This window comes from Acetitomaculum ruminis DSM 5522, from assembly GCF_900112085.1.
GTDB classification, from domain to species: domain Bacteria; phylum Bacillota; class Clostridia; order Lachnospirales; family Lachnospiraceae; genus Acetitomaculum; species Acetitomaculum ruminis.
Map to the genome: position 1 here is coordinate 12,505 of NZ_FOJY01000001.1, position 20,379 is coordinate 32,883.

Genomic DNA, 20,379 nt, shown 5'->3' on the forward strand with positions numbered 1-20,379 from the left:
ATAGCAAATTATTCTTGCTATGCTTTTTTCGTATAAAACTTATAAAAAAAATACCGATTAAAATGTTATATGGTTTGAAATTTAATAAATATAATAGTTTTATTAAACAGGGAGGAGCACAATGGAGAGTACAAAAAAATCTAGAAAAAAGAAAAAAATCGAGTCTAATGTATCATTTAAAGACAGTATAAAAACCAAACTTATTTTTATAATGATTCTTCTAGTAGCAGTTCCTTTAGCTATCGCTATAATAATCAGTTATAATAATTCAACAAACAAGGCACAAAATGACGCTTTGGAATTATTGAAATCTCAGGCAAATGAAGTGGAACTAGAATATTCAAATGTTATTAATCAGAATGTTGTAGCACTTTCTGCTTTTGCCAATGCAAAAAGTACAAAAGACTTTATTTCGAATTATGGTACTGACAAGCAGCTAGTCAGCGATGAAGAAATCTGGAATGAATTTGATAAAATAAATGAAAGTATTAACGATGGTAATACAAGTATTTCTATGTGTAAATCAAGTGGTGACCAACTTATTAGGGCAGACCACAAAGAAGGTTCTAGTATAGCTGATAGAGATTATTTTCAAGATTGTGTTTCAACAGGAAAGCCTGTAGTTTCAAATCTTGTCGTATCTAAAAGTACAGGAAACCGTGTAACGAATATTATTGTACCGATTTTTGATGAAACTGGTAAAAAAGTTATTGGAACCGTTCATAGATCATATAATCTTGCAAATCTTCATAATTTTTTAACTGAGCATGTAAGTGATGGTTATATTGTAGACAGAAATGCTATTGTTGTTGCCCATGCGCAATTTGAAATATCTGCTGATGATGAACCTTTGGATATGTCTTCGGCAGAGTATATGACATCTACTGAATCCTCAGGGCTTATAAGTATGGATTTTTCCGGAGTTAAAACACATTCTTCCTGGGTTAAAGAGCCGGTTTCAGGATTTATTGTAGCAGTATCCAAAACAGAAAACGATATAATGGTAGCTGCAAATAAAGCGGCGTTAATAGTTCTTATTATAGGAGCAATTCTTGTTGTTGTGGCTATTGGCTTATCATTTTTAATTGCAAAAAACTTTACTTCACCTATATATTCTGTTGAGAATGCTCTTAGTGGATTGGCAGATGGTCGATTTAAAAAGATTTTAGTTTTTAATAATCGAAAGGATGAATTTGGCGAAATAGTTCGTAGTACAAACTCTGTTATTGACAGATTAAGCAGTATTGTTGCATCAATTAAGAATTCTGCAATGACTGTTACTGATTCTTCTGAACAGTTAGCTGATATGACAAACCAGATTGCAGCCACTACCGCAACAGTTTCAAATGCGGTACAAGAAATAGCAACAGGTGCAATACAACAAGCAGAGGAGATTCAGTCTGCCGCTGATAATGTTGGTAAGATTACAGATGCTGTTGTAGGAGTTCAAAACTCTGCTGAAAATATGGAAAATCTTGCAGGTAAAATGAAGAAAGCCTCACAAACCTCCAGCAAATCCCTTCATAATTTGCAGGATTCTAGTGGTGATATGACAGCAAAAATAGAAGAGATAGCAAAAACAATTGCTGCTACCAAGGATGCTGTAACAAGTATTAATGAAAGTGTAGAAGGAATTTCAGGAATTGCGTCCCAGACAAATCTTCTTTCACTAAATGCATCAATTGAAGCAGCCCGTGCCGGCGAAGCAGGAAGAGGTTTTGCAGTTGTTGCCGAGGAAATCAGAAAGCTTGCTGATGACTCAGATAGTATGGCTCAAGACATCAGAAAACAGATGGATGTATTGTTAAAACAATCAGAGGCTGCAGTTGCCGCTGCGAATCTTGTAAAACAGGGTAATTTAGAGCAGCAGGAGGCTATCGGTGGAACCCTTGAATCAGTAAATGGTATGATTGAGGACATTGATGGTACTGTGGTTGGCGTTCATGATATTGCTGGTGGTGCTACAACCTGTGTTCAGTCTAATGATGTAGTATCAGATGCTATGTCATCACTTTCAGCGATTTCAGAAGAAAATGCAGCTTCATCAGAAACCACTGGGGCATCTGTTGAGGAACTTTCAGCTACAGCTACAACCCTTGCGATTTCAGCAGAAGAATTGAAAAAAATTGCAGTTAAATTAAGAACAGAAATCTCATTCTTTAAGGATGATACAGCAGAATAAAAATGATATTCTTTTAATTATAGAAAAAACTTGAAAAAAAACATTCTATATTATAAAATGATAAGGTATGTTTTGAAATTATCTTAAATAATTTTGTTGACCAAAACCTCCTTAAAGAGGAGATTTGGGTAGATTCGTAATAATTAAGGAGGAATATCTAAATGATATCAGCTGGTGATTTTAAAAACGGTATCACAATCGAACTTGATAATTCAATTTTCCAGATTATCGAGTTTCAGCATGTAAAACCTGGAAAGGGTGCTGCTTTTGTAAGAACCAAATTAAAAAATATAATTAGTGGAGGAGTTGTAGAAAAGACTTTCCGTCCTACAGAAAAATTCCCACAGGCAAGAATCGACAGAAAAGAGATGCAATATCTTTATTCAGATGGAGATCTTTACAATTTCATGGATATTGAAACTTACGAGCAGATTGCTCTTGATAAAGAGACAATCGGAGATGCTCTTAAATTTGTTAAGGAAAATGAAAATTGCAAGATTTGTTCCCACAATGGTAATGTATTTGCAGTTGAACCACCTCTTTTCGTAGAACTTCTTATAACACAGTGCGAACCTGGATTAAAGGGTGATACAGCTACAGGTGCTACAAAGCCTGCTGTTGTTGAAACAGGAGCTCAGGTTTTAGTTCCACTTTTTGTAAATGAAGGCGACACAATTAAGATTGATACACGTACTGGAGATTATTTATCAAGAGTATAAAAAATATAATTTGTTATAGACATTCCGGTTTTTCCGGAATGTTTTTTTTGCAAAAAAATAAAAAACAAATATTAAAACTTTCTTATATTTTCATGACTACTTCCTCAAATGTATAGATAGATAAATTTACAGCCGATAAAAATATTGATGATTTTACTGATTATATTAAAATAATTGGGAAGAGGATGAGTGTATGAAAGCTATAGCGGTACTTGCAGCAAACGGAAAAGTTGCCAAAAGAATCATTACCGAAGCAGTTAACAGAGGTCATTTTGTTATTGGCTATGGGATTCAGAAGAAAAACTATACGGATGCAAGAATCTATATTCAAAAGACTATTCTCGAAATGACTCCTAAAGATATGGAAGGTTTTGCAGTTGTAGTTGATTGTTACGGCCCTCAAAATCCCAGAAGTATCACAAGACACAGAGAAATAATCAATCATTTGTGCGATATACTTGCCGGTACGGATACTAGGCTTATTATAATGGGGGGAGCAGGCTTACTTTATTACAATAAAGCAACGGGCAAGATGCTGGCGGATGTTCCAAATTATCCAGAGCATAAAAAATACATTACAAAACAGATGGCAGCTGCATTAGAAGATTTAAAACAGAGAACGGATGTAAACTGGCTTTTTATAAATCCCGCCATAAAATTTATGGTGGAAGGTGAAAGAACCGGAAAATACATCTTGGCAGGGGATGAAATTAGACTGAATTCTAAAAGAGAATCAATTATTTCATATAAAGATTATGCAGTAGCAATGGTAGATGAAATCGAAAGATGCAGGTTTAACAGAGTAATGATTAGCGTTTTAAGAGAATAGAGAAAAATCCCTTTAGAAAAGCAAAGGCCAATCTAAAGGGATTTTTGTTTGGTTAGGTAGACACATAAATGTATTAACTATTTAGATAATTGTTGATTTTTGTTTGCTGTAGAAGCTTCTTCCATAATCAGAAACTTCCTCAGCCATCCATTTATTTTTTTTGTCGGTAATCGGATCGCCAATGGCACCTAAAGCACCGGCGCACCAGCAATAACCGCCACCCGGAGCGTATGCATCAATGGCATCCCTTACTGTCTGCTTAAATTCTTCTTCACCGATGTTAGGATCGGCAACTTTTCCTTCAAAGTCCCAGCCACCGCAGATAGCCAAAGAATTTCCATATTTTTCCTTAATAGCCTTAAGATCATTAGTGGTCTGAGCCGGGTTCCAGGCAACCACACCAAAATCAATCCAGTCGTCAATAAGGTCCTCACAACGGCCACAGCAGTGCATTTCAATAGGAATTCCACGCTTTCTTGCAACTTCTGCCTGTTTTGCATGAGCAGGTTTAATAATATCCCGATATGTTTGAGGTGAAATGAAAGGCGAAAGTTTTGTGGCTGTATCATCTGTAATATTTAAAACATCAACATTATAATAATCGATACATTTTTCAGCCACATCAACATAAAAATCAGCCATGTACATAATAAGTTCCTTGCATTCCTCCGGTTCTTCGCTTAAAGCACACAGGCCTTCAGTAAAGCCCATAAAAGCCATAAGTTCCTCAAAATAGCCAATGTTTAAAGCAAAAATAGTAGCTGTGTTTTTTTGGTCAATATCAGCCATTTCAAGATCTTTTTTTGCCATAGCCTCCCAGTCAACACCTGAAAGGTCAGGTGCTTTAATAACATCACGCCATTTTCTAATATCATCAAGAATAAACTGACCCGGCTTTGGAAGAGAGGCCATTCCTGTGCCTTCTGTAGCCACAAACTCTACTCCCCAGCAGTCAAAACCCCCTGTTGGTGTACGCTTTTCGTTTAAAACTCCCGGTCCTACATAGCTTGAAGCCAGTCGTTCAAGATCCTGAGGCATCATTCCCGGTAACTTTCCAAAGGAATAAGTTGGGACCCACTCAGGGCATTCACCCTTGTAAAGTCTTAGAAAGTTTTCCCTTTCCGTTAATTGTGCCATATTTAATACCCCCTTTTTCTTTATGCGGCCTTTACCCCCATAAATGCCTGCACTAATATTTCCTTTTCTTTACAAAATATTTTAGCACCGGGAAATTTTATTTAATATGTCATGGCAGAATAAAAATGCACATAAAATACAAATGATTTTTGTACGAAGAATACATTAAAATTAAAAACTACATTAATAAATAGATTTTAATTCCGAAAGATATATAGTAGAAGTTTATATAAAAATATTTGTTTTATAGTATTTCTATGCTATAATGATAGTTCGAAAAATAATCTAGACAGTATTTTGTAATCATAAGTGGTGGATTATTTTAAGACTTATCCGGGAAAAATGAAAAGGAGTATGAGTTATATGATAGGAGAAATATTTGATGACAATTATAATCTTATTAATCTGTTTTTTTTATTCAGCTTTTTAGGATGGCTTATGGAAACCATAGTTATTAAGGTACAGACCGGAGTTCTTGAAAACAGAGGCTTTGCAAAAGGTCCGTTTTGCATAATCTACGGTGTGGGAGCTTTTGGAGCCATGATCTTTTTTACACCAATCGCAAATAATACCCTGGCACTTTATATCGTGGGAGCGATTACTGCTACGACCTTTGAATATCTGGTTGCCAGATTAATGATAAGACTTTTCGGCGATTTCTGGTGGGATTACAGTTACAAAAGATTCAACTACAAAGGAATCCTTTGTCTTGAAAGTACCTTAGGATGGGGACTTGTGGCAGTCATCATAGTAGGATTTTTGTTTGACTATCTTTTAAGTCTTGTATCAAAAATGCCTATGGATATCGGAAAAGTATGTGCTTTGATGTTAATTATCGGATACGGCACAGACTTTTTCTTCAGCTACAAAAAATCCAGAAAAAATCATAAAGAAGAACTTGAAAATGAAGAAAATATTTCTGATAATAATGATAGAATAAGGTTACTTCATTTGTTCAAGTAAATAATGATGTGGGACCTTTAAGGTCCCTTTTTAATTGTATTGGAGGAAATAATGGGAATGCTTTCAGACTATCATTTACATTCTGATTTTTCGGCAGACAGCCAAGAAAAGCCGGAAAATCAGATTTTACAGGGAATAAAACTGGGATTAAAACATATGTGTTTTACGGACCATGTAGATTATGATTATCCTTTAGACGAGATATTTGAATTTGACATGGAAGAGTATTTTAACACCTTAAATGCCCTTAAAGAAAAATATAAAGACCAGATAGAAGTGCATATAGGAGTTGAGCTGGGACTTCAGCCTCACTTACAAGAAAGATATGACAGGCTTCTTTCGTCATATCCTTTTGACTTTGTAATCGGATCATCCCACGTGGTAAAGGGCTTTGACCCCTATTATGGTGAATATTATGAAGGAAGAACAGAATACGAGGCCTATCATGAATATTTTGAATATGTCTTAGAAAATATAATGGCCTTTGATAATTTTGATGTATATGGACATATTGATTATGTTGTAAGATACGGTCCAAACAAAAATGCTGATTATTCCTACGAAAAATATTCTGACATTATAGACAGGATACTTCAAAAGCTCATAGAAAAAGGCAAAGGAATAGAATTAAATACCGCAGGTTTTAAATATGGCCTGGGACATCCTAATCCCACTGAAAAAATAATTGAAAAATACAGGGAATTAGGAGGAAAAATTATTACAATCGGTTCCGATGGACATAAGACAGAGCATTTAGGTTATGACTTTGAAAAAGTGCCTAATATTTTAAAAACAAGCGGATTTAATTATTATAATGTATTTAAAAACAGAAAGATTGAGACTATTTTGCTGGATTCTTAAAGATTTCATTAGTGATTAATTTTTTTCGTTTAATTGATAATTTAGTAAAAAAGCCGAATTGCTAATATTTAATTTGTACTAAATGGAAAAATTACAATAAATGCTTACTAAAATAGGAGTTTTAACCGATACAATATACGTGGCATTGTTAGTTTTTTGACAATTCCAAAATTATATACTTAATTTTTATTTAATTTCACCTATTTTGCTTGAAAGTATAATAAAAGTTTTGTAAAATGATATCGGTTGGTTAGTTTTAATTTCTACACCAGTTTAAACAAATTTCTTATAGTTCACAGGAGGAATGAATTATGGCAGTTAGAGTAGCAATTAATGGCTTTGGACGTATTGGACGTTTGGCATTTAGACAGATGTTTGATGCAGAAGGATATGAAGTGGTAGCAATCAATGATCTTACAGATACAAAGATGCTCGCTCATCTTCTTAAATATGACTCGTCGCAGGGTAGATATAAACTTTGTGACAAGGTTTCTTATAAAGAGGATTCAATTGTTGTAGATAATAAGGAAATCAAAATTTACAAGGAAGCAGATGCTTCAAAACTTCCATGGGGAGATTTGAAAGTTGACGTTGTACTTGAGTGTACAGGATTCTATACCTCTAAAGAAAAATCAGAAGCCCATATTAAAGCCGGAGCCAGAAAAGTTGTAATCTCTGCACCTGCAGGAAATGATCTTCCTACAGTAGTGTATAATGTAAATCACAAAATCTTAAAAGCAGATGACACAGTTATCTCAGCAGCTAGTTGTACAACAAACTGCCTCGCACCTATGGCTGATGCTTTAAATAAATATGCACCAATTCAGTCAGGAATTATGTGTACAATTCACGCTTACACAGGTGACCAGATGACTTTAGACGGTCCTCAAAGAAAAGGCGACCTTCGTCGTTCTCGTGCAGCAGCTGTTAATATCGTACCAAACTCAACCGGTGCAGCTAAGGCTATCGGACTGGTTATTCCTGAGTTAAACGGAAAACTTATCGGATCTGCACAAAGAGTTCCTGTTCCTACAGGTTCCACAACTATCCTTACAGCTGTTGTTAAGAAAGCAGATGTTACTGTAGAAGGAATTAACGAAGCAATGAAAGCAGCAGCTAATGAATCCTATGGATATAATGAGGATCAGATTGTATCATCAGATATTGTTGGAATGACATATGGTTCATTATTTGATGCTACACAGACAATGGTATCTAAGATTGCAGACGATCTTTTTGAAGTTCAGGTAGTATCCTGGTATGACAATGAGAATAGTTACACAAGCCAGATGGTTCGTACCATTAAATATTTCTCAGAGTTAAAATAATTAATTACTGATTGGAAACTCATTGAAGGGGTTCGGATATTTTTATATAGCCGAACCCGTTTTGTCGCAAAGGAGATTTTAGTATGCTTAATAAAAAAACAATAGATGATATTGATGTAAAGGGCAAGAAAGTTCTTTGCAGGTGTGATTTTAATGTACCTTTAAAAAATGGAGAAATCACTGATACTAACAGAATTGTAGCTTCATTACCGACAATTAAAAAATTAAATGAAGGTGGAGCAAAGCTTATATTATGCTCCCATTTAGGTAAGCCAAAAGGAGAACCAAAACCGGAATTATCATTGGCTCCCGTAGCAAAAAAACTTTCTGAACTTTTAGGAAAGGATGTTGTATTTGCAGCTGACAATGAAGTAGTAGGTGCCAATGCGAAAAAAGCAGTTGAAGAAATGAAGGACGGAGATATTGTCCTTTTGGAAAATACAAGATATAGGGCAGAGGAGACAAAAAATGGCGAAGCCTTCAGTAAAGAATTAGCCAGTCTTTGCGATATTTTTGTTAATGATGCTTTTGGTACTGCCCATAGAGCACACTGTTCAAATGTAGGAGTTGCATCTTTGGCGAAAGTATCCGTTATTGGATATCTTTTAGAAAAAGAACTTAATTTCCTTGGAAATGCAGTTGATAATGCAAAGAGACCTTTTGTTGCGATTTTAGGTGGAGCAAAAGTTGCAGATAAATTAAAGGTAATTTCCAATCTTTTGGAGAAATGTGACACCCTTATTATTGGTGGTGGTATGGCTTATACTTTCTTAAAGGCTCAGGGATATGAAACAGGAAGCTCATTAGTAGACGACACTAAGATTGATTATTGTAAAGAAATGATTGAAAAGGCTAAAAGTCTTAACAAGAAAATGCTTCTTCCTATTGATACAGTAGTTGCCAAGGCTTTTCCGGATCCTATTGATGCTGATATAAGTGTAGATACCGTGGATGTAAAAAGCATACCTTCAGACATGATGGGACTGGATATTGGTGATAAAACCATTGAACTTTATGGAAACGAAATAAAGAGTGCCAAAACAGTCCTTTGGAATGGACCTATGGGAGTGTTTGAAAATCCTACCCTTGCAAAGGGAACAAAATATGTGGCAGAGGCTCTTTCAAAGATTGATGCCGTTACCATTATAGGTGGTGGAGATTCTGCCGCTGCCGTTAATCAGTTAGGATATTCAGATAAGATGACCCATGTTTCAACAGGTGGTGGTGCTTCTTTGGAATTCCTTGAAGGAGCAGAATTCCCTTGTCTTAAATTTGCACAGGACAGATAAAATAAATAAAATATAAAAATTATTATTTAATTGCCAATTAAATATAAAAAATATTTTAATATGGCCGAAATAATTATTAAGAAAGGGACATGGAAATAATTTCATGTTTAGTGAAAAAAATGGCAAGAAGAAAAATTATAGCTGGAAACTGGAAAATGAATAAGACTCCTTCTGAAGCTGTAGCTTTAGTAAAAGAGCTTATTCCATTAGTAAAAAATGACGAGGTAGATGTAGTTTTTTGTGTTCCTGCAATTGACATCATTCCTTGTATTGAAGCAGCTAAAGGAACCAATATAAACATCGGTGCCGAAAATATGTATTTTGAAGAAAAGGGAGCCTATACAGGAGAAATTTCCCCTGAGATGCTTACAGATGCCGGAGTTTCTTATGTTATTATAGGACATTCCGAAAGAAGAGAATACTTTGCGGAAACCGATGAAACAGTTAATAAAAAAGTTCTTAAAGCTTTTGAACATGGACTTACACCTATTATCTGCTGTGGTGAAACATTAACTCAAAGAGAGCAGAATGTAACCATAGATTTTATCAGACAGCAGATTAAAATCGCATTTTTAAATGTTTCAGCAGAAAATGCAAAGAAGGCAGTTATTGCCTATGAGCCAATTTGGGCTATCGGAACAGGAAAGGTAGCCACATCAGACCAGGCAGAGGAAGTTTGCAAAGCTATTAGAGATTGTATAAAAGAAATCTATGATGAAGCTACAGCAGATGCCATAAGAATTCAATATGGTGGAAGCGTTTCAGCAGCATCAGCTCCGGAGCTTTTTGCAAAAGAAGATATTGACGGAGGCCTGGTAGGAGGTGCGTCATTAAAGGCTGACTTTGGTCAAATAGTTAATTATAAATAGGAATAATTAATATAAAAAACAAAGATCCCTAAGGGGAGTTAATGATGGGAACTAAGCATATGCTTACAAAAAAAACTGTTGCAGCAAGAATACAGGTACTGATACCTTAAGGTGGTTACGGATTATTAAAAAAATAATTATTACTACCTGTCTGGACGTAGGAACCAAATCTTGTTGTAGCAGTTTTTCCCTTTTAAGAAAAAATTTAAAATAATTAATTTAAGTTAAAAATTTAACATTATTATCAGAGAATTTAAAAGCTTATCCGATAATATTTTTTAGTAGAGGAATAATATGTTTATTTTTAAGCAGAATGTGATAAGATATCTGTAACAAAAGAAAATAACTTATAAAAAAGATTTTATATGGGAAAGGAAAATGAGCATGAAAAAAACAACAGTTTTATTGATAATGGATGGTTTTGGATTAAATGAAAATCCAGAACATAATGCTGTATATTCTGCAAAAACCCCGAATCTAGACAATCTTATGAAAAATTATCCCTTTGTAAAGGGAAATGCCAGTGGATTAAATGTTGGTCTGCCGGATGGACAAATGGGTAATTCAGAAGTAGGTCATCTTAATATGGGAGCCGGAAGAATTGTCTATCAGGAGCTGACAAGAATTACAAAAGCCATAGAAGATGGAGATTTCTTTGAAAACAAGGTGCTTTTGGATGCCATGAATAATGTAAAGGAAAAATCTTCAGCTTTACATATTTTTGGACTTGTTTCTGACGGAGGAGTTCACAGCCATAATACCCATCTTTACGGTTTACTTGAAATGGCAAAAAGAAACGGTATAGAAAAAGTGTATGTTCATGCATTTTTAGACGGAAGAGACACTCCACCATCATCAGGAGCCGGTTATGTGGAGGAATTGTGTAATAAAATGAAGGAAATAGGTGTAGGAAAAATTGCCACCGTATCCGGAAGATATTATGCAATGGACAGAGATAACCGTTGGGAAAGAGAAGAAATAGCCTACAAGGCCATAGTAAAAGGCGAAGGAAAAACCCATACCGATGCTGTTGAAGCTATAAAGAAATCCTATGACGAAGGTGTTACCGATGAGTTTGTAGTACCGGTTGTTATTACTGAAAATGGTAAGGCTATAGCCAATGTAAATGATGGTGATTCAATAGTATTTTTCAACTTCAGACCTGACAGGGCAAGACAGCTTACAAGAGCATTTTGTGCCGATGATTTTACGGGATTTGACCGTGGAACCAGAAAAGATGTTAAATATGTATGCTTTACAGAATATGATGTTACAATTCCAAACAAATCTATTGCCTTTGAAAAGGAAACAATAATTAACACTTTAGGAGAATACCTTTCATCTTTGGGATTGACTCAGGCAAGAATAGCAGAAACAGAAAAATATGCTCATGTTACATTTTTCTTTAATGGTGGTGTAGAAGAGCCAAACAAGGCAGAAGACAGAATACTGGTAAATTCCCCTAAAGTTGCCACCTATGATTTAAAACCGTCCATGAGTGCTTACGAAGTATGTGACAATGTTACAAAATCAATTCTTTCAGGAAAATATGATGTAATAATTACAAACTTTGCTAACTGCGACATGGTAGGTCATACCGGAGTTGAAAAGGCAGCGATAGAAGCAGTTGAAACAGTGGATACCTGCGTAGGAAAAATATATAATGCCATAAAAGAAAACGGCGGAACCTTATTTGTTTGTGCAGACCACGGAAATGCCGAGCAGATGATTGATTATGAAACAGGTGAAAGCTTTACGGCTCATACTACAAATCCTGTACCTTTCATTCTGGTAAATTATGATAAAGATGTAAAATTAAGAGAAGGCGGATGCCTGGCTGATATTGCACCGACACTTTTAGAAATAATGAATATTGAAATTCCTAAAGAAATGACCGGAAAATCACTTATTGTAAAATAAATTCATGATAATAGGCTTTAACTCAGTTGGAATTTTTTCAACTGAGTTAAAACTTTTTGTGTTTAAGGGAGGAAAAATTGTGTCAAAAAAAGAATGTTTTTTTTACAATAGTAGTGATAAAGTTACTAAAATTGCAGGATATTGTTATATTCCCGATGGTGAAATAAAAGCTGTATTACAAATATGTCATGGTATGATGGAGTATCTTGAAAGATATGAAGAATTCATATTTTATTTGGTAGAGAAAGGCTTTATGGTGGTGGGAAATGATCATTTAGGTCATGGAAAAAGTATATTGGACAAGGAACATTTGGGATATTTTTGCCAGGAAAATCCGGAAAAAGTTCTTGTAAAAGACCATTATAATTTAAAGAAATATATTATTAAAAATATGGCTGACAAAGTAGATTTTAATAAAATTTGCTGGTTTAATCTTGGTCATAGCATGGGTTCATTTATTTTAAGAAGATATCTTACCCACTACGGAAATGAATGTGACGGGGCTATTATTATGGGAACGGGAAATGCAGACAAAACAAGTGTCACTCTTTCCATGTTTCTTTTAGATTCTATAGAAAAAGTAAAGGGTGGAATGTATAAAAGCAAAACCCTTAATTCTATAGCTATGTATGGTTTTTCAAAATATTTTAAAAATTCAAAGAGTTCAACCAGCTGGCTTACCCACAATACAGATGAGGTGAAAGCTTATATGAAGGATCCTTTATGTAATTATCTTTTTTCAGTAAATGGTTTTAAGACTATTTTGAAAATGCAGATAAATAATGAAAACAGAAAATCTCTGGAAAAAATCCCTAAGGATTTACCTGTATTTATAGTATCAGGAAGTGATGACCCCGTTGGAAAGATGGGGGTTGATCCTATTGATTTATTTCATCAATATAAAGACCTTGGAATAAGGGATATTTCCCTTAAACTATATGAGAACAGCAGGCATGAATTATTACATGATATTGATAAAGAAGAAGTTTATCAGGACTTATATGAATTTTTGGAAAGGCATAAAAATAAGTAAAATCAAGGTATTTACAAGAAAATATGTAGATGTTATAATCGACAGGGCAGATTTTTAACCGGTAAATGTATTGTATCATCAAGGGTTTATACCAAGGATGAATGATAGCAGGAGGTTTACACAAGTGAATAATATTTCAAAAAAGACTGTACGCATGGTTCAGCTTGCACTTTTTGCCGCAATCGTAGTATTGTTGGCTATGATACCGGGGTTAGGTTATATTCCGGTAGGAGCTATTAACGCAACCACAATCCATATTCCGGTAATCATCGGATCAATTTTATTAGGACCGATAGATGGAGCAATCTTAGGATTTGTTTTTGGATGTACAAGTCTTATCAATGCAACTTTTAACCCTGGACTTACTTCATTTGTATTCTCACCATTTTATTCTGTGGGAGAAATTCATGGAAGTTTTGCAAGTCTTATTGTTTGCTTTATTCCAAGGATTCTTATTGGAGTAGTTCCTTACTTCGTATTTAAGCTTCTTAGAAAAGCATTAAAAAATCTTAAGACCGGAGGACTTATTCCTTCACTTACAGTAGCAGGAGTAGCCGGATCTTTAACAAACACAATTCTGGTTATGGGACTTATCTACATCCTTTTCGGTGCTCAGTATGCACAGGCTCTTGGAGTAGAAACAGGCGCATTATTAGGATTGATAATGACAGTAGTATTTACAAACGGAATAATAGAGGCTATCGTTGCAGCCATAATTGCAACGGCTGTTTGCAGAGTATTCTTTAAATCACAAATCTTAAGTGATGAAGTGAGCATAAAAGGAAGTATGACTGCGAAAGCAAGATAAAAGGATATCAAAATAGGGATAAAATCTGCGCTAAGAAATTATAATATAAAATAAAAAATACATTTACTAAAAAAGCGTACAGCACCCTTAAAAGGAGGCTTGCGCTTTTTTCTTTGCTAAAATGACGGAAAATGATTAAAATATAATTATCAAAAAATTTTTATTGTTAGTGCAAATATTATATCCAAAGATTTATATATACAGGAGGGAGAAATGATTTTAGCTGTATCCATTGAAAATTCTGAAATTGTTATTGGTTGTTTTAATGAAAAAGAGCTATTGTTTAAAGAGTGTTTTTCAACAGATTTATTAAGAACTGATTTTGAATACGCAATGCAAATTAAAACATTGCTGGAACTTTATAAAATAAAACTTGATGATATAGAAGGTGTTATAATATCTTCAGTGGTTCCCCCTATGTATGAAAAAATAAAAAAATCCGTTCAAAAATTAATAAAAGCCCCTATAAAAACAGTGGGCCCGGGGATGAAAACCGGAATCAATATTTTAATGGACAATCCGGCTCAGATTGGAAGCGATATGATAACTATGGCTGTAGGAGCTTTAAAGAGTTTTCAACCTCCTATTGTTGTAATAAATCTCGGAACTGCAACTACTCTTTCCGTAATAGATGAAAAAGGAAATTATACAGGGGGAATGATAATGCCGGGAGTTCAGATTTCCATGGAGGCATTGGTGAAAAACACATCTCAGCTTCAAAAAATAAGCATGTCAAGTCCTAAAAAACTCATAGGAAAAAACACGGTACAATGTATGGAAAGCGGGATAATTACAGGACATGCCGCATCAATTGACGGTCTGATAGACAGAATAAAAAAAGAAAAACCAAATGAATATTCTCTGGTTGCCACGGGAAGTTTTGTAAACTGGATAATTCCTCATTGCGAAAACAATATTAAAATAGATGAAACTCTTTTATTAAGAGGTTTAAAGGTAATATTTGATAAAAACAGACGATAAAAAAATTGAAAAATGATAAATAAAAGGAAATAAAAAGATGTTAAAAGGTAAAACAATAATATTAGGTGTAACAGGAAGTATAGCAGCTTATAAAGCAGCAAACATAGCCAGTATGTTAGTAAAGCAACATGCAGATCTTACTGTTATTATGACAAAAAATGCTTTAAATTTCATAAATCCCATAGTATTTGAAACTTTGACGGGAAATAAATGCTTAATAGATACCTTCGACAGAAATTTTCAATATTCTGTAGAACATGTATCTCTAGCAAAAAAAGCCTCTGCCTTTGTAGTAGCTCCTGCATCAGCAGACATTATCGCAAAAATGGCCTATGGAATCGCAGATGACATGCTGACAACTACCATTTTAGCCTGCAATTGCACTAAAATAGTGGCACCTGCCATGAATACAAATATGTATTTAAATCCCATTACTTTAGAAAACATTCAAAAGCTGGAAAATCACGGTTTTAAATTTATTACTCCGGCATCCGGGATGTTAGCTTGTAAAGATGTGGGAATAGGAAAACTGCCTTCTGAAGAAGAAATTGTTGAAAGAATTTTATATGAAGTTGCATTAAAAAAGAAATTTGAAGGAAAAAAAATACTTATTACAGCAGGTCCCACAATAGAAGCCATTGACCCTGTCAGATTTATTTCAAATCATTCTACGGGAAAGATGGGATTTGCACTTGCAAAAATGGCATCATTTATGGGAGCTAATGTTACCTTGGTAAGTGGTAAGGTTAATCTGAAAACGCCTTATGGTGTGGAAAGAATAGACATTGAAAGTGCAAAAGATATGTATGAGTCTGTGGTTAGTCGATTCGAGGAATATGATATTATTATAAAAGCAGCAGCAGTAGCAGATTATACCCCGGCACATTACAGTGATGAAAAAATAAAAAAGAAAGACAGTGATTCTGCTTTAGCGCTGGTAAGGACAAAGGATATTTTAAAATATCTTGGGGAACATAAAAAAGAAGGACAGTTCATATGTGGATTTTCCATGGAAACAGAAAATATGTTAGAAAATTCTAAGGAAAAACTTCTAAAGAAAAATGCAGATATGATTGTTGCAAACTCCATAAAGCAGGAGGGAGCAGGCTTTGCAGGTGATACCAACATAGTCACAATAATAAGTAAAGATGAAGTCGTAGAACTTCCGATACTTTCAAAGGAAGAGACTGCCCTTGAAATTTTATATAATATAGAAAAACATCTTGCAAAATAATTTAATGTATGATATCATGATGAAGGTTGTGAGCATGTAGTAGGTGTGTGCGTGTTCCAATTTTATATTCTTATAAGAATATGAGTCAAAAAGAGGTTCGGAGGTGTGAATTAGTTAAATGATAAGAACAATACTTTCAGTTATTTTTATGTTAATATGTGTAGCACTTACAGTAGTTATTCTTATGCAGGAAGGAAAGACAAATGGCCTTGGTTCTCTTGGTGGAGGCATGAGCAATATGGATACATACTGGAGTAAAAATAAAAATCGTTCTATGGAAGGAACCATAGTAAAAGTTACAAGAGTTCTTGCAGTTTTATTTTTCGCTCTTGCTATCGTATTAAATCTTAGTGTTATCGGATAAAGACAAATAAAAGACTTATTAACCCCTCAGTTTTTGAGGGGTTTTCTTAATAATAGGACTTACTCTTTAATAGGATAAAGGAGGAAATATTGGATAAAAAGGAATATAGTAGAAGAAAAAAAATCATTTACAGTTTCATTTGTGATAAACTTTATACTCCTATGAAACTGAAAGAATTATGTATTTTTTTTGGTATAAATAAAGACGGTAGAGACAGCTTTAAAGAAATGTTAGATGAGCTGTGCCTTGATGGAAAAATAGAACTTACAAAAAGAGGAAAATATGTAAAAGCCAAAGAAAAAGAGATAATCGGAACCTATATCCAAAATCCCAGAGGCTTTGGTTTTGTTGAATTTGAGGAAAGTGAAGAGGATATTTTCATTCCTCCTGATGAAATAAATGGTGCCTTTAATAAGGATAAAGTAGTAGTAAAAATTCTTTCTTCTCCTGAGGGAAAAAGAGTTGAAGGAAGTATAGTTCGAATAGTAGAAAGAGCTATTATAAAAGTTGTGGGTGTTTTTCAAAAGAGTAAAAATTTTGGCTTTGTAATAGCTGATAACAAGGCTTTTTTAGAGGATATTTTTATACCAAAGGAAAAATGCAATGATGCCAAAAACGGGGATAAAGTGCTTGTGAAACTTACTTCCTATGGAGGTAATAACAAAAAGCCTGAAGGGGCAATTATAGAAATTCTTGGAAAAGCAGGTGACAAAGGTGTAGATGTTCTTTCTATATTAAAGGACTATGATGTACCTGTTGAATTTCCTGAAAAAGTTTTAAATCAGGCAGGGCGTGTATCAAAAGGTCTTTTGGAAGAAGATATGTATGAAAGAAGAGACCTTCGTGATATAATGATGGTTACAATAGACGATATTACCGCCAAAGATTTAGATGATGCAGTTTCACTAAGTTTTGACGGGAAGTATTATGAATTGGGCGTGCATATTGCAGATGTTACCAATTATGTTCAGGAAAACTCTGCTCTTGATAAAGAGGCTTTAAAGAGGGGAACCAGCATTTATCCTGTGGATAGGGTAGTTCCGATGCTTCCCCCGGTTCTTTCTAATGGTATCTGTTCCTTAAATGAAGGAGAGGATAGATTGGCTTTAAGCTGTCTTATGAAAATTGATACAAATGGAAGTATATTAGATTCAGAGATAGTAGAAAGCGTAATAAATGTAGATAGAAGAATGACCTATGTAAGCGTTTCTCAGATTCTTGAGGGAGATGAAAACGAAGCCTTAAAATATAGGGGATTTGTGGAAATGTTTAAACAAATGTCTGAATTATCTGATATACTTAGAAGGAAACGACATGACAGAGGTGCCATTGACTTTGATTTTGCTGAAGCAAAGATAATTTTAGATGAAAATGGAAAAGCAAAAGATGTTATTACCTATGAAAGAACAAAAGCGTCAATGATAATCGAAGATTTCATGCTGGCTGCAAATGAAACTGTTGCAGAGACTTTTTATTGGCAGGAGCTTCCTTTTGTATATAGAAATCATGACAAACCGGATAATGAAAAGCTTAACTTTTTAGCTTCCTTCATTGGAAATTTTGGCTTTTCGATGCATATTGGAGAAGAGGTTCATCCAAAGGAAATTCAAAAATTAATGGATAAAATTGAAGGCTGTGAGGAGGAAGCTTTAATAAAAAGACTCACCCTAAGAAGTATGAAGCAGGCAAAATATACCACTTCAAACAGTAATCATTTTGGACTTGCAGCTAAATATTATTGTCATTTTACCTCGCCAATCAGGAGATATCCGGATTTACAGATTCATAGAATAATAAAGGAATGCTTAAGAGGAAAGTTAAATGATGCCAGAAAGCTTCATTATGAAAATATATTGGATGAAGTTGCAGCAAAATCCTCAAAAGCCGAGAGACAGGCTGAAGAAATAGAAAGAGAAGCCGTAAAAATGAAAAAAGCCGAGTACATGAAAAAACATATTGGCGAAGAATACGAAGGCGTAATCAGTGGAATGAACCGGGTTGGTATTTATGTGGGACTGGAAAATACCATTGAAGGAATGATACATGTAAATGATATGATAGATGATTATTATGAATTTTATGAAGACAGATATGAAATGGTAGGAACCGGTGGAGGCCGTTGCTACAAATTAGGCCAGAAAGTTAAAATAATAGTAAGTTCAGCTGATACACATTTACGAACTATTAATTTTGTATTTGCCGGGTAAAGGGAAAAGAGCTAAAAAAAGATTAGAACATTCCTTTTAAAAAAACTATAATACAATGGAGGTTATGATGGAAAAGAAAAAAGATTCAAATAAGCTTATTGCCAACAACAAAAAAGCTTTTCATGATTATTTTATAGAAGATAAGTATGAGGCTGGTATTGAGCTTCATGGAACAGAAGTAAAATCCATGCGAATGGGTAAATGCAGTATTAAAGAGTCTTTTATAAGGATAGAAGACGGTGAAGTTATAATATACGGCATGCATGTAAGTCCCTATGAAAAGGGAAATATATTTAATAAAGACCCTTTAAGAGCAAAAAAACTCCTTCTTCACAAAAAAGAAATATTAAAAATAGAAGGGAAAATAAAAGAAGCAGGATACACTCTTGTTCCCTTATCTGTTTATTTTAAGGGAAGTCTTGTAAAGGTAAGTATAGGAATAGCAAAAGGTAAAAAACTATATGACAAACGTCAAGACATTGCCAAAAAAGACCAAAGGCGTGAAGCTCAAAGGGATTTCAAGATTAGAAACCTTTAAATACTTAAAAAATAGTAGCCTGGAACTTTTACGTTCCAGGCTTAGTGATTTTTAGAAAAAGTAATATGAGATAATTAATTATCCAAACATTTCTTTTGACATTTTGTCGATTTCTTTGTCAACAGCCGGATATACTTCCGGGAAAGTTGAAAAACTAAGTCCGTGGGATGTACATGGAATAAAGTATAATTTTCCACAATCCCTGCAAAGCTGGTCTGTTTCTTTGGCGATTATTTCCTGTGACCAGTCAGCTTTATCCACGATACCATTATCAATACCTCCCATGAAAGTGATATCTTTTCCGTATTCTTTAACTAATGAAGGTAAATCATTTACTGACATGCATCCTTGCCATACATCTATTCCCATTTCAATCATAGAAGGCACTAAAGTTGCAGAATAACTGTCATTGTGGTGAATGATAAGTTCAATGCCATGTTCATGATAATAATTGTAAACTTTTTTATAAGGTTCAAGATAAAATTCTCTAAACATATCTACACTTAAAAAGGTTGACCTTTGTGTCCCCCAATCATCATGGTGGAAGATGGCATCCGGTTTCATATATTTACAGATTTGTTCAGCATATTTTAATTCCCAATCAGTAATATATTCAATAAGTTCATGCATAGCTTCAGGCTCTTCATAGAAATTAATAAGAGTATTTTGAATTTCGCATAAATAATGACACATTTCAAAAATACCAGGGGCCACAAAAGCAGCTACAAATTTTTCTTTTCTGTCAACCTTGGCTGCTTCTTCCTGGCAGGTTTTCCAATCAGCTTCTGTATAATTTATATCAGGAGCTTTTACATACTCTCTCCATTTTGTGATATCAGGGCATACAAGATGCTCTGGATCATGCATTGGGAATGCACCTGGAGTGCCCGCCGGCCACGCATTGTAATATCCCCATCCACATTTTACAGGATCATCTCCTGGCTTTTCAGGCATGATCGGATACTGTAAATGATAGGGTGAGGATAATAAAATTTCCAATGCCTCGTACTGTTTTACGAATCGATCCGGATTACCGCCTTTGATAACTTCCATCATGTTTTCTCTTGGTGTTAACATAATTTTTCCCTCCAATTCATCAAAAATGACTTACACAAAT

At 34.4% G+C, this 20,379-nt stretch carries 18 protein-coding genes; 16 read left to right on the forward strand and 2 right to left on the reverse strand.

Annotated elements, in window-relative coordinates:
* The first annotated feature begins 121 nt into the window (after positions 1-121).
* The 3 genes from BM153_RS00065 (at position 122) to BM153_RS00075 (ending at position 3,730) form a co-directional block, all read left to right on the forward strand.
* Complete coding sequence (locus BM153_RS00065) at positions 122-2,182, forward strand: methyl-accepting chemotaxis protein (protein ID WP_092869742.1); 2,061 nt, start codon at positions 122-124, stop codon at positions 2,180-2,182.
* 161 nt (positions 2,183-2,343) lie between these two features.
* Positions 2,344-2,901 (forward strand): elongation factor P, encoded by a 558-nt coding sequence (gene efp / locus BM153_RS00070; protein WP_092869743.1) that lies wholly within the window; start codon positions 2,344-2,346, stop codon positions 2,899-2,901.
* Positions 2,902-3,094: 193 nt separating this feature from the next.
* The gene (locus tag BM153_RS00075; protein ID WP_092869744.1) at positions 3,095-3,730 is read left to right on the forward strand and encodes an NAD(P)-dependent oxidoreductase; all 636 of its coding nucleotides are present in this window, start codon (positions 3,095-3,097) and stop codon (positions 3,728-3,730) included.
* A gap of 81 nt (positions 3,731-3,811) precedes the next feature.
* Here the strand turns inward: BM153_RS00075 and BM153_RS00080 are convergent, their stop codons facing one another.
* A complete protein-coding gene (locus BM153_RS00080) occupies positions 3,812-4,867 on the reverse strand; it encodes a uroporphyrinogen decarboxylase family protein (protein ID WP_092869745.1) in 1,056 nt (351 codons plus the stop codon).
* Positions 4,868-5,230: 363 nt separating this feature from the next.
* Between BM153_RS00080 and BM153_RS00085 the strand changes: the two genes are divergently transcribed.
* The 13 genes from BM153_RS00085 (at position 5,231) to smpB (ending at position 19,262) form a co-directional block, all read left to right on the forward strand.
* Entirely contained in the window at positions 5,231-5,830 is a 600-nt protein-coding gene (locus BM153_RS00085; RefSeq protein ID WP_092869746.1) for a putative ABC transporter permease, read from the forward strand.
* Between the two features lie 57 nt (positions 5,831-5,887).
* Positions 5,888-6,691, forward strand: coding sequence for a histidinol-phosphatase HisJ family protein (locus BM153_RS00090; protein ID WP_092869945.1), 804 nt, complete (start codon positions 5,888-5,890; stop codon positions 6,689-6,691).
* Positions 6,692-7,002: 311 nt separating this feature from the next.
* On the forward strand, positions 7,003-8,019 hold the full coding sequence (gene gap, locus BM153_RS00095; RefSeq protein WP_092869747.1) for a type I glyceraldehyde-3-phosphate dehydrogenase: 1,017 nt from the start codon (positions 7,003-7,005) through the stop codon (positions 8,017-8,019).
* An 83-nt stretch (positions 8,020-8,102) separates the two neighbouring features.
* Positions 8,103-9,308 (forward strand): phosphoglycerate kinase, encoded by a 1,206-nt coding sequence (locus BM153_RS00100; RefSeq protein WP_092869748.1) that lies wholly within the window; start codon positions 8,103-8,105, stop codon positions 9,306-9,308.
* Between the two features lie 119 nt (positions 9,309-9,427).
* Positions 9,428-10,177, forward strand: coding sequence for a triose-phosphate isomerase (gene tpiA / locus BM153_RS00105; protein ID WP_092869946.1), 750 nt, complete (start codon positions 9,428-9,430; stop codon positions 10,175-10,177).
* Between the two features lie 384 nt (positions 10,178-10,561).
* A complete protein-coding gene (gene gpmI, locus BM153_RS00110; protein ID WP_143088250.1) occupies positions 10,562-12,097 on the forward strand; it encodes a 2,3-bisphosphoglycerate-independent phosphoglycerate mutase in 1,536 nt (511 codons plus the stop codon).
* Between the two features lie 79 nt (positions 12,098-12,176).
* Complete coding sequence (locus BM153_RS00115) at positions 12,177-13,130, forward strand: alpha/beta fold hydrolase (RefSeq protein ID WP_177205513.1); 954 nt, start codon at positions 12,177-12,179, stop codon at positions 13,128-13,130.
* Between the two features lie 97 nt (positions 13,131-13,227).
* Positions 13,228-13,938: an ECF transporter S component gene (locus BM153_RS00120; protein WP_092869751.1), complete on the forward strand. Its 711-nt coding sequence runs from the start codon at positions 13,228-13,230 to the stop codon at positions 13,936-13,938.
* 213 nt (positions 13,939-14,151) lie between these two features.
* Positions 14,152-14,919: a type III pantothenate kinase gene (locus BM153_RS00125; protein ID WP_092869752.1), complete on the forward strand. Its 768-nt coding sequence runs from the start codon at positions 14,152-14,154 to the stop codon at positions 14,917-14,919.
* 37 nt (positions 14,920-14,956) lie between these two features.
* Complete coding sequence (gene coaBC, locus BM153_RS00130; RefSeq protein WP_092869753.1) at positions 14,957-16,153, forward strand: bifunctional phosphopantothenoylcysteine decarboxylase/phosphopantothenate--cysteine ligase CoaBC; 1,197 nt, start codon at positions 14,957-14,959, stop codon at positions 16,151-16,153.
* A 118-nt stretch (positions 16,154-16,271) separates the two neighbouring features.
* The gene (gene secG / locus BM153_RS00135) at positions 16,272-16,517 is read left to right on the forward strand and encodes a preprotein translocase subunit SecG (protein ID WP_092869754.1); all 246 of its coding nucleotides are present in this window, start codon (positions 16,272-16,274) and stop codon (positions 16,515-16,517) included.
* Positions 16,518-16,606: 89 nt separating this feature from the next.
* Entirely contained in the window at positions 16,607-18,724 is a 2,118-nt protein-coding gene (rnr, locus tag BM153_RS00140; RefSeq protein ID WP_092869755.1) for a ribonuclease R, read from the forward strand.
* 67 nt (positions 18,725-18,791) lie between these two features.
* Positions 18,792-19,262, forward strand: coding sequence for an SsrA-binding protein SmpB (gene smpB / locus BM153_RS00145; protein ID WP_092869756.1), 471 nt, complete (start codon positions 18,792-18,794; stop codon positions 19,260-19,262).
* 78 nt (positions 19,263-19,340) lie between these two features.
* Here smpB and BM153_RS00150 read toward each other — a convergent pair whose 3' ends face one another.
* Positions 19,341-20,339 carry a uroporphyrinogen decarboxylase family protein gene (locus tag BM153_RS00150; RefSeq protein ID WP_092869757.1) on the reverse strand — a complete coding sequence of 333 codons (999 nt, stop codon included), beginning with the start codon at positions 20,337-20,339 and terminating at the stop codon, positions 19,341-19,343.
* Between the last annotated feature and the right edge of the window lie 40 nt (positions 20,340-20,379).

Coding starts and splice junctions, on each gene's coding strand:
- BM153_RS00065 (WP_092869742.1), top strand. CDS start 122: ATGGAGAGTACAAAAAAATCTAGAAAAAAGAAAAAAATCGAGTCTAAT.
- efp (WP_092869743.1), top strand. CDS start 2,344: ATGATATCAGCTGGTGATTTTAAAAACGGTATCACAATCGAACTTGAT.
- BM153_RS00075 (WP_092869744.1), top strand. CDS start 3,095: ATGAAAGCTATAGCGGTACTTGCAGCAAACGGAAAAGTTGCCAAAAGA.
- BM153_RS00080 (WP_092869745.1), bottom strand. CDS start 4,867: ATGGCACAATTAACGGAAAGGGAAAACTTTCTAAGACTTTACAAGGGT.
- BM153_RS00085 (WP_092869746.1), top strand. CDS start 5,231: ATGATAGGAGAAATATTTGATGACAATTATAATCTTATTAATCTGTTT.
- BM153_RS00090 (WP_092869945.1), top strand. CDS start 5,888: ATGCTTTCAGACTATCATTTACATTCTGATTTTTCGGCAGACAGCCAA.
- gap (WP_092869747.1), top strand. CDS start 7,003: ATGGCAGTTAGAGTAGCAATTAATGGCTTTGGACGTATTGGACGTTTG.
- BM153_RS00100 (WP_092869748.1), top strand. CDS start 8,103: ATGCTTAATAAAAAAACAATAGATGATATTGATGTAAAGGGCAAGAAA.
- tpiA (WP_092869946.1), top strand. CDS start 9,428: ATGGCAAGAAGAAAAATTATAGCTGGAAACTGGAAAATGAATAAGACT.
- gpmI (WP_143088250.1), top strand. CDS start 10,562: ATGAAAAAAACAACAGTTTTATTGATAATGGATGGTTTTGGATTAAAT.
- BM153_RS00120 (WP_092869751.1), top strand. CDS start 13,228: ATGAATGATAGCAGGAGGTTTACACAAGTGAATAATATTTCAAAAAAG.
- BM153_RS00125 (WP_092869752.1), top strand. CDS start 14,152: ATGATTTTAGCTGTATCCATTGAAAATTCTGAAATTGTTATTGGTTGT.
- coaBC (WP_092869753.1), top strand. CDS start 14,957: ATGTTAAAAGGTAAAACAATAATATTAGGTGTAACAGGAAGTATAGCA.
- secG (WP_092869754.1), top strand. CDS start 16,272: ATGATAAGAACAATACTTTCAGTTATTTTTATGTTAATATGTGTAGCA.
- smpB (WP_092869756.1), top strand. CDS start 18,792: ATGGAAAAGAAAAAAGATTCAAATAAGCTTATTGCCAACAACAAAAAA.
- BM153_RS00150 (WP_092869757.1), bottom strand. CDS start 20,339: ATGTTAACACCAAGAGAAAACATGATGGAAGTTATCAAAGGCGGTAAT.